Source organism: Candidatus Zixiibacteriota bacterium, assembly GCA_021159005.1.
Taxonomy (GTDB): domain Bacteria; phylum Zixibacteria; class MSB-5A5; order UBA10806; family 4484-95; genus JAGGSN01.
On record JAGGSN010000059.1, the window covers coordinates 1 to 10,441 of the forward strand.

Annotated in this window: 7 protein-coding genes; all 7 read right to left on the reverse strand. The window is 42.6% G+C overall.

The window, feature by feature from the left end:
• Window positions 1-298: 298 nt before the first annotated feature.
• The 7 genes from J7K40_03910 to sat all read right to left on the reverse strand — a co-directional run bounded on the left by J7K40_03910 (window position 299) and on the right by sat (window position 10,009).
• The gene (locus tag J7K40_03910) at window positions 299-1,942 is read right to left on the reverse strand and encodes a hypothetical protein (protein ID MCD6161544.1); all 1,644 of its coding nucleotides are present in this window, start codon (window positions 1,940-1,942) and stop codon (window positions 299-301) included.
• A gap of 367 nt (window positions 1,943-2,309) precedes the next feature.
• A complete protein-coding gene (locus J7K40_03915) occupies window positions 2,310-3,143 on the reverse strand; it encodes a YkgJ family cysteine cluster protein (protein ID MCD6161545.1) in 834 nt (277 codons plus the stop codon).
• A gap of 23 nt (window positions 3,144-3,166) precedes the next feature.
• Entirely contained in the window at window positions 3,167-3,436 is a 270-nt protein-coding gene (locus J7K40_03920; GenBank protein MCD6161546.1) for an ogr/Delta-like zinc finger family protein, read from the reverse strand.
• A 414-nt stretch (window positions 3,437-3,850) separates the two neighbouring features.
• Entirely contained in the window at window positions 3,851-6,022 is a 2,172-nt protein-coding gene (locus J7K40_03925; protein MCD6161547.1) for a hypothetical protein, read from the reverse strand.
• A 371-nt stretch (window positions 6,023-6,393) separates the two neighbouring features.
• Window positions 6,394-8,262: an adenylyl-sulfate reductase subunit alpha gene (aprA, locus tag J7K40_03930; protein ID MCD6161548.1), complete on the reverse strand. Its 1,869-nt coding sequence runs from the start codon at window positions 8,260-8,262 to the stop codon at window positions 6,394-6,396.
• A 19-nt stretch (window positions 8,263-8,281) separates the two neighbouring features.
• A complete protein-coding gene (gene aprB / locus J7K40_03935; GenBank protein ID MCD6161549.1) occupies window positions 8,282-8,722 on the reverse strand; it encodes an adenylyl-sulfate reductase subunit beta in 441 nt (146 codons plus the stop codon).
• 48 nt (window positions 8,723-8,770) lie between these two features.
• Window positions 8,771-10,009, reverse strand: a complete 1,239-nt coding sequence (gene sat, locus J7K40_03940) for a sulfate adenylyltransferase (GenBank protein ID MCD6161550.1) — start codon at window positions 10,007-10,009, stop codon at window positions 8,771-8,773.
• Between the last annotated feature and the right edge of the window lie 432 nt (window positions 10,010-10,441).

Sequence of the window (10,441 nt, forward strand, 5' to 3'; positions counted from 1 at the left end):
CGGCTTATTGTTTTATATGTTATGGCTTAAGCAAGTTTCATTTATTGTGTATTAATTGGAGAATTCTATTGAAAAGGCCGGACAGTAGGGATAATTAATATAAACATTTAATAGTCGGGGCTTCTCAGCCCCGATTATTTTCCACGCCGTTGAGATAAATTTCAATATTACCTTTATCAACAAGCCCTCAAGTTGGGAATGACGTTCGCGGTGGTTGGTGTACGTCCTCGTGCACCAACATTTACCGCCTGATAAAGATGCTGCCGGGTGAGGGCACCCGACAACACTCGAATGCAGTCTAAATATCCTGACCGGCAATCTCAATCATCTGAGGCGGATAATCAAAAGAATCCTCCTCGCTAATCGGCATGAATTCAAATATGAATACAATGCCCATCTTATCTTGTTTTATATTGCCGGCAAGCTCTTTATAACCCCATGTCCAGTTATCAAGCCTGTACTGATTACTATTTTCTAATTGCTCCAGCGCTTCCTTGTAAGCCTCTTCATAGTTTTTTACCTGAACCATGCTCTGAGTGGTTCCCTGCTTAATCGAACGCCAGACTTTTGAGGCGTTATAAATCGAGCCATCGTTGTTCATCTGAATTGTTATTTTTCCACCCTCGCCGAGAACAGGAATAGAACCGTTTTCGGTTTGAATCTGTCTGGCGAAAGAAACAATAACATCCTTTTGAGTTTTTTGAATTTCCTGGTTCTCGCCTTTTATCGGCATAGACTCGATCATTATTTTATTCCCGATAGGAGCAGCCATTTCACGTTCAGACCATCCTTCGGTTTTTATAAAGCTTTTAGCTTTGTCAAGATAAATCTCTTCGCTTAATGCCGCAGAGCTTGAGGTTTCCTTGGTGCGTTCGCCCATAATATAAACTGCGCCGCTTTGATTATAAACCGTTACCTTTGAACCGCGGTCGCCAGCTAATTCCTCCGAAACCATCATGTCGCCGCTGACTTCAAGCTTCTTGTTCTGCAATGATCTCGGTTTCGACATCAAGCCCATATCAAACACAGGCAGAGCTTCCGGTATTTCCATAGATATAGAGGATGTCCTTGGAGTGGAGGCAAAGCTTGAAAGATATTGTATATGATAGTGAGTTCTGCCGGATTGATTAGCCAGATTGGTGAATGTGGCATCATAAAGCGGAGTAGCGGTTACATCAGCGCCGCCGCAGGTTATGCATAGCGGAACCACCCATGATGTGCCTTTTAAACCGTTGATGAATGCATCGGCAACATCATAGTGCAGGATATTATAGTTGTACCAGATTCTATTAGTCTGCGATTCGTGGCAGTAAGCCGAAGTTGAGGCGCCGCAAGCCATACGCAAATCCGGGTCTATTGCAGGTCCCCAGCGTTCGAATACGTTGCGCATGTTGTTTGAATCAGGCGAACCGTCAAAACTGCCGGGGCAGGTGTAGTCATGTGTTGAACCGGGGCATACTTTCGGCCCATGAGCAAACACCGCGCATGAACACTGCCAGTAGTAGCGCAATAAACCACCATTCTCAGGAGGGCAGTCGCCCAACTGTACATTAGTTTGATGACCGTTATTGCCAAGACAATTCCACGTTGTAGGATTGCCATGACCGGCATAGAAAAACAGCATTGCCATATCGATACCATTGGTCGGGTCGGAATCATCACCGGGAGTGGTGAGATCAGGATCGTAGTAATAATGATTAGTGTTGCTAAGACCGACATGCATATGTCTCTTTGTCCATGAATTGGGACAGTGGTTAGCTGCCGAGGGATTACCTGCCATATCTCTGCCGGTAAGAAATTCCTCGGCGGTATCGATATGCCAGTCGGTATTGCCGTGAGCTGTTATACATGAATTTAAGGTCGGATTTTTAGGACAACAAGCCCCTATAAGCATTGCCAATGAAAAACAAAAAATAGTAAAAATACAAAGTTTTATCTTCAAAACTCTCCTCCTTGATTGAAGATTTGTCGGATTACTACCGCGTTTTAAAAAGTATTTCTCTTTAAAGATATTTTTTAATTTACTTTTAGCCTCCTTTCCTAATAAGAATTGCCTGCTGCTAACTTAATAAATGTAGTTTCATTAATAAACCATTTAGCTGCACTAAACACTTTAATAAGCAACCTTGATGAAAAATGCTGCTTTTTATTAAGCCCTCTGTAATTTAAGAACTTTTATACATAATAAAAACATTTGATATGATTGTCAAATGATATTTTACTTAAATATAAAAAAATATTATTTAGCCGTTTATGTGCTGTCAGAAGTTACTTCTGACAGCCAGCCAATACTTGCCCGTTCTCAAGAATTAATTGCTGCTCGACTCCGACCTTTTCCGTATCTCTTCTTTCTTAGCCTGCACAACTTCTTGATTAATTGTCATGGTTTTTTCGCCAAACAACACAAACTTGAGCCAATTGTAACCGAATTTTAAAAGCTCCAAATCGTCCGATTTAATCTTGCTCTTGGTATCATCATCAACCACAAATTTATCAAAAAATGTGCTGTCGAATATAAAATGCCTGAATTTATCAAGGTCATAACAAACCATGAAGAACATTTCGATTTTTTCCGGTGGAAGGTTGCTGCCATCGATGAAAAACTTATGAGTCGTCAGTTCCTTGAAAGATTCGCCATTAGCGTTATACTCATCGATTCCCTGGTCTTTCAGCCATTTGCGTACAGTCCATTTCTTATCATATTCAAAGCCCTTGCAAATTGATTCTTTCAGCAGGAAATAAAACTCCTCGTTAAGCTCTTGATTGTCTTTTCCGGGAGAGGCCATCCCAAGCGGATACATCCGGCAAGCCCAGGGGCGGTCTTCGTATACAGTACAACCATCATCTGAAACAAATTGACAATTTTTCTTCTCGTTATCAGACATCTTCAAAAGCAGCACCGGATATTTCAAGTTCTCATCGAAAGGGGAGATGGTATATTTTGCTAAAAACTCGCCTGAACTTATACCTAATCTCTGCTTTAAGCGAAGCACATCATACGGGGTCAGAAAGATATTAACATCGCCGCAACAATCATTAAAGCAGGGCGCATCTTTGCGACAGCTAAATTGGAATTCGCTGTCTTTATTTAATCGGGGGTACTCCTTGAGTATTGATTCTTTAAGGTTTTCAATCTCTCTCATTATTATCTCCTGATGAAAATATTTTACTCTATAATGCTATTTTTCAGCGCTTCATTCGACCACACCGGCAGAGGGCCCGACTCGCCGGTTTGGGGATTGTATCTGTGACGGTATGAGGCATGCTGATTAAACTGAGCCAGCATCCATTCCCAGCCCTTTATGAAATATGGGCACTCGTCATTGAAACAGATATATTGAAATTCTACGCCCCAAGTTGAGTCCTGCGGTGATGCCCATTTCGACATTTTCTGACCGCAGTGGGGGCAGATTATTTTGCTGTTTTTTTCAGTCATAGTCTTTATTGAATTACTCACCCTTCCCAAAAGATTCCAATCCGGTTTATGTAGGTCGAGTTCTGACCCGATGCGGCAGGGAAAAACCCGACGACTCTTCATTATATGCTGTCAGAAGTTACTTCTGACAGACAGTAGATTGGAATATAGTTATTTTAACAACAAAACAAAGCATTTTATATGAGATTATAATTGTTTGAAGCAATTGTTAAAGCATGCTATACAAAATTATGGTGTATAATAAATTGCTATGGTTGCACAGCTTTAAAAAAACAAAATATCAGGTTATGTCAATTCGTAGTCCGTCTAAGGCGGATGAACTGACACTATTTCGCTAAATAAATCGTCAGGGCATGTCCTCCGCGGCGGATACTATATCTCAATACGACCCGCTTAAACAAACATCAAATTTATCTACTCACAATTCGGCCAGCCAGCCGGCTCGCCATCATTATCGGCATCCGAGGTTGACCGCCATAACGGCTCGTAATCGGGACACCAACTGATTACATCTAAGCCTTTGAAATATCTCGCCAGTTTGATTACATCATTGCCCATAAGCAGGCAGTCGCCGTTAATATCCGCCGAGGCCCAGAAACCATCGATAAGACACGGTGGATTATCCATGCCCATGAAATAATGCGACAGATAGGTAACATCACTGCCGATAACGGCCGGCGGCCAGAAACCTAAGTTCATATTGACATCGCCGGGAACATACTCACGACAGGCTGGAACGGATGTATTTTGCAGGATTGCTAATGAGGTACCATCAACAGCATAAATATAACCGCAGGAAACGAAAATTTCTTGAAATCTATATTGGGAATAATTCCCTGCTAAAAAAGGATTTGATAAATTAGATACATCTATTATTCCAAACGATCTATTACAAGCTATATAGGCATAATTTCCGGAAACGAAAATATTATTTATAGACATATAGGGATCATTTTGAAAACTTCCGGCAAGCGTTGGATTTGAGGGATTTGATATATCAAGTATTAACATTGTTGAAGAAGTACTCATATAGGCATAGTTGCCTTGAATAGAAAGCGATTGTGGCCAGCAAGAATACCCGCCAACATCAACAGGATTATAAGGATCAGTTATATCGACGATGTGAAGACCAGAACCATAAATTGCTAAATATGCATATCCACATGAGACATAAATATCTCTAACACCACCATATCCAAATTCATATTGTCCTATAAGCGTTGGACCTTCAGGAGAAGAAAAATCTACTATTTCCAAATCATAATTGTCGGTCGCACAATAAGCATATCTTCCTTCTACATAAAAATCATATAGTCCTTGAGAATCATAAAAAGATGGGCTGGAGTCTACTAAAACAGGATGATAAAGATCAGTAATATCAATTTTTAGAAGATACAATCCGATATTTACATATGCGTAGTTTTGCACTACCTGAACATTGTAATAAAAATTATGCCCTTCCCAATAATAATTGCCTATTAAAATAGGATTAGATGGATCGGATATATTGACTATTTGAAAACCATCCCAGTAGCTGCAAATATACGCATAATTACCATCGATAATAAATTGATTTGGAGCATACTGAGCATTATAACTACCAGTAAACACTGGCTGCGTTGGCTCAGATGTATTAATAATCTGAAGTGATTTATTATCAGCCACATAGGTATAATTATCGGCAACATATATGCCTATGGCATATTTTGGCGTATCGAAGCTACCGACACGTGTCGGATTTGAGGGATCGGATACATTAATTATCTGAAGACCTGAAATACTGTCAGCTGCATAGGCATAATCGTTAAAAACGCTAACAGCTGAAGCCCAGCCCGGTGTATTGCAGGTTCCCGTTAACACAGGGTTCTGGGGATTGGAAACATTGATTATCTGCAATCCGGAACCTCTATCAGCTACATAAGCATAACAGTCAGCAACGTAAACATCCTTAGCCTCGCCCGGTGTATTACAGATTCCCATAAGTTCCGGATTCGAAGGATCAGAAATATTTAATATCCGAAGACCCCTATTTTGACATGCAATATAAGCGTAATTACCGGCAACATAAACGCTTTGCACGCCTGCATCGCTATAGCTTCCTACAAATGTAGGATTAAATGGATCGGATATATTAATTATCTGAAGGCCACCAGAACGATTAGCAACAGGTGTAATACCGTCAGCTACATAAGCGTAGCTGCCAAAAACAAAAACATCCAAGGCATCATTAGGCGTATCATAACTACCAGTCAATATCGGATTAAAGGGATCGGATATATCGATTATCATAAGTCCTGATTCTCTACTGGCCAAATAGGCATAGCTGCCTGAAATATCAATGCGGTATCCAGTTTTCGGACAATACAGCCTGCTGACAAAGACAGGATTAGCGGGGTCGGCAATATCAAGAATGACCAGCCCATTAACAAAGGCGCAATAAGCATAATCGCCGACAACTTCCACATCATTGACACCCGACCAGAGCGTTGAGCTTACGTACTCGATATTCACCGAATCTTGGGCCTCAGCATTGCCGCATAAGGCTATAAGCAATACTGCTGACAAAAGTGAAAAATATCTCCTCATGTTCACTCCTTTGAGAAAGTTTTTTGATGCTCGATATTATCTATAAGAACTACTTTGCCGGATGTTTTTTTGGTGTAAGTATTCCAAACAAATATCAAGCATAAGTAAGATAATATGTTTAGTTGTTATATGTCAAGTGTTTTTTTTGCCCAAAAACGTTGGTGCACCAGGAGGTACACCAACCACAAAGTGCACTAGGAGGTAAGTCAACCACGAAACTGATGTGTGTTGTCAGAAGTTACTTCTGACAGATTTTGCATCAGATAAAAAAAATCCCCCGAGCCAACGCCCGGGGGACTTTATCTAAAACAACAATCAATAGCAGGTCGGGTTCCGACCAAAGGGAGAAACCCGACAAACTGCTATCTAACTTAATAGATATTAATAATGTCTCTCTTCATCATTTCCCATTCGCCTGAATCGCGATTCCACTTACAGTTGGCGAAAACATGCCAATCATCTTTCATGCTCGGGAAATCAGACCTGAAGTAGTAACCAGGCCAGCGGGTTTCCTCGCGGAACATGATGGTGCGGATGTGAGCCTCAGCCTGCCACATACGATGGATATTTTCCCAACAACGCATAAGTTCATGCAGGTTTTCGGCAGCCAGTTTCTCGGAGTCTTCCTTCAGGAAGGTCATCAGGTCGAGACCTTTTTCAAGCATAGGCTTGGAGGTGGTAAACTGCGTGGTTACGCCGCCGGCATACTCATCCATAAGTTTCTGCAAACGATACATAAACTGCTGGGGACGGATATAAGCTGGATTAATGTCAGGATCGGAGGTTTCCTTCATATTGGTTTCAAACAGGTCAAGCGGGTTTAAGATAGTCTTTTTAAGCTCTTCAACCTTGCCTATATCAACATTCGGCTGATTCGGATTGTCAACACAATAAGCGCAAGCGGCTTTAGCGGCAATTCTACCCTCGGCATGCGAGCCGGAGGAGAATTTGTGACTGGAGGCGCCGGAAGCATCGCCAGCGGCAAACAGACCCTTAACTGTGGTCATGTTGGGGTAGCCCCAGAAATATTCTTTCGGAGCAATATCCTCCGGACCAGAAACCCAAGCGCCTGAGGCGCCAGAGTGTGAACCGATGAAGTATGGCTCACAAGCAGCGATTTCTGACGGTTTTTCTTCAGGAGCCGTATTAGTAGCAGCCCAAAGAATAGCCTGCGAGATAGTCATATCAAGGAAGTCTTCCCAGGCTTCGCTCTCAAGCTCTTTAAGTTTTTTCTTGCGAGCTTTTGGATCCGGAACTTCTTCTGATAACTTGGCAATAGCTTCTTCAGTCCTCATATAGATGGGACCTTTGCCTTCCATAACATCAAGCATCATCAGCCAGTTGCGGAGGTTGGCAGGAACCGGTTTAACCATACCATAAGGTTTCCAGTTCTCAAGTTCATCACGGCGGGTTTGCATGTAGTTTTCGCCCAAGCCGTTGGTGGCGCGGGATTTAAACAGCAAGAACCAGGCGCCGACAGGACCATAAGCATCTTTAAAGCGAACTGGAATGAACCTAACTTCTTGGCAGGTCATCTCAGCACCGGCTTTAATTGTGAAATAAGCAGAGGCACCGGAGTTGAACGGAGGATACCAGGAACGACCCAGACCCTCGCCGCCGGAACGCGGCTTAAAGACGTGAACAGCGCCGCCCATAGCGGCAATAACTGTCTTAGCCTTAAAGATATAAAACTTATTTTCCCGAACGCTGAAACCAACAGCGCCGACAACCTTGTCGCCATCTACCAGCGGTTCGGTTATAAATACTCTTTCGTAAATATTATCCATGCCAATAGCATTCTTAGCGGCTTCGGCTACGATAATTTTATAAGATTCGCCATTAATCATCAGTTGCCAGCGGCCTTCATGAACATAATTGCCATCAGCGTCTTTCCAAATCGGCAGTCCCCACTTTTCAAACAGATGAACTGTTGAATCAACATGACGGGCAATATTGGCAACTAAGTCTTCACGAGTTACACCCATCAGGTCATTACGTACGTAATCGACATAATTCTCAATAGTGTTAGAGCCAGTGTTGACATCAACATATTGGTTGATAGCTGATAAGCCCATAGCCACAGCGCCGGAACGGTCCATAGCGGCTTTATCGACCAATGTTACTTTCAGATTGTTTTTCTTGGCCCAGTAAGCAGCCTCAACAGCGGAGCCGCAAGCGGCCATGCCGCCACCACAAATCAGTACGTCAGTGGTGACTTCTACAGTTTCAAAATTCGCCATTTATTCTACCTATCCTTTCTTACTTGACCTTTGGTAATTCGGAACATTTGGTTGATTCGGGTTCAGTGAACAGAAGAGGGCTTTTGAGATCGTCAGAAGCAGTCGGATAACCGCCATCCGGAACAGCAGAACCTTCGGGAGTTGTACGAATCGGGAATTTAAATCTTTTGAGCATGCCATTACGGAACTTGACAGTCCACATAATGGAGTCGGTGCTGCGCATCGGTGTAACAATACCGCCCAACGGTACGAAATCGGCATAGCCGCGGATTTCGATTGCCTGAGTCGGACACATTTTCACACAACACATGCACTCCCAACACATTTCGGGGGCCTGATTGTAGGCTTTCATTGAGTCTTTATCCAAGACCATTAAGTCATTGGGGCAAATATGCTGACAAGCGGTTTTGTCGAGCGCCTTACACCCATCACATTTCTCGTTGATTACATAACTTGGCATCCATCCTCCTTAAGATGAATTAATGTTGTTTGTATCATTGATTGCCTGTTATTTTTTCTTTCTGTCAACTTTAGCATCGCCGGTTGCATGACCATGAAGCTTAACTTCAACCTTGTCTTCATCCTTAATACCAGCATAATATTCGCGAAGAATCGCCAGTACCTCAGGACGGCTAAACTCAGCCGGAATCTCGCCGCCTTCCGATAATGACTTGCGCAGAGCGGTTCCGCTGAGGAACAAACGGTCTTCTTTGCCGTGCGGACATGTTTTCATTGAAGCCATACCGCCGCACTTGTAGCACCAGAATGTCCAGTCAATCGGGAGCATCTTGCATTCTAAAGCGCCGTCCCAGAGTTTATGGAATATATCCTGAGCGTCAAACGGACCATAATAATTGCCAACACCAGCATGGTCGCGGCCAATAATCATATGTGAACAGCCGAAATTCTGACGGAATAATGCATGCAGCAAGCCTTCACGAGGACCGGCATAACGCATATCGAGAGGATAGCCGCCGGTGAGGACGCGGTTTTTATCGAAATAATTCTCAACCAGCGTGTTAATACAGTTGACACGAACATCAGCCGGAATATCGCCGGGTTTTAACTTGCCGACTAACTGATGAATAAAAATGCCATCACTGACTTCAACAGCGATTTTGGCGAGATATTCATGCGAACGGTGCATCGGGTTGCGAAGCTGCAGCGCGGCAACCGTTTTCCAGCCTCTTTCCTCGAAAACTTTGCGGCTTTCGGCGGGACGCATATAGATGTCGGCGAATTCTTTCGGGAAATAGCTTTCAGACAAAACCTTCACAGGACCGGCAATGTTCCAGGCTTTCTGAGCCATTACCACTTTTACGCCCGGATGTTCGGAATCGGTGGTTGTGAAAACGTTTTGGCATTCAAATTCCTTATCAATCTGATACGATTCGGTTACCTTCATCGTGCCCATAATTTCCTGCGTTTCGCCGGAAATAAGGCATATCTCGGTACCGGGATCGATTTTTTCACCATGAGATAACGTAACCGGAATAGGCCAGAATATGCCATTAGACATCTTCATGTCTTTGCAAACACCTTCCCAATCAGCTTTACCCATAAAACCATCAAGCGGCGTAAAACCGCCAATACCCATCATAATAAGGTCGCCAGTTTCACGAGTGGTCATCACTACTTTTGGAAGCGATTCTGCCTTTTTCAATTCTTCTGCTTGCTCTTTGCCTTCCAGAAGGAGAATCTTCAGTGTATCACTGCCATGTGGAGAAACTAAATTAGATTTAGCCATAATAGTCCCTACTGTTTTTTGTTATTTATCATTAACTCTTTACCAAAACTCGCTTTTTCATCGGCAAGAAAGTAACTTTTTTCACAAGGTGTGTCAAGTGAAATCAAGAATATTTATCAATTATTTTACTTTTATAATCAATTATTTTACTTTCATGATCATTTATAGCTTGTTAATGCGTTAATAGCTAACAGGTTATAGATGTTCATTCAAAATTTAACGTATACCAATTAGTCTATTATTATGAGGGGTTTAATTATCGTATTTTGTAAATGTTAGGGTATATTTAACAAAAGTGAATATATGGAAAAGTTTCATTTATTATCACTACTGTCCAGCCTTTTGCAGAACATTATAATCAACGTCACTCCCGTGAAAAGATTGGTCATGCCGATACCTCCTGCCTGCCGGCGCCCGCCTGTCTGCGGACAC

What these genes read in the sequence shown, in the direction of transcription:
- J7K40_03915 (MCD6161545.1), bottom strand. Translation starts at nt 3,143, where the DNA reads ATGAGAGAGATTGAAAACCTTAAAGAATCAATACTCAAGGAGTACCCC.
- J7K40_03920 (MCD6161546.1), bottom strand. Translation starts at nt 3,436, where the DNA reads ATGACTGAAAAAAACAGCAAAATAATCTGCCCCCACTGCGGTCAGAAA.
- J7K40_03925 (MCD6161547.1), bottom strand. Translation starts at nt 6,022, where the DNA reads ATGAGGAGATATTTTTCACTTTTGTCAGCAGTATTGCTTATAGCCTTA.
- aprA (MCD6161548.1), bottom strand. Translation starts at nt 8,262, where the DNA reads ATGGCGAATTTTGAAACTGTAGAAGTCACCACTGACGTACTGATTTGT.
- aprB (MCD6161549.1), bottom strand. Translation starts at nt 8,722, where the DNA reads ATGCCAAGTTATGTAATCAACGAGAAATGTGATGGGTGTAAGGCGCTC.
- sat (MCD6161550.1), bottom strand. Translation starts at nt 10,009, where the DNA reads ATGGCTAAATCTAATTTAGTTTCTCCACATGGCAGTGATACACTGAAG.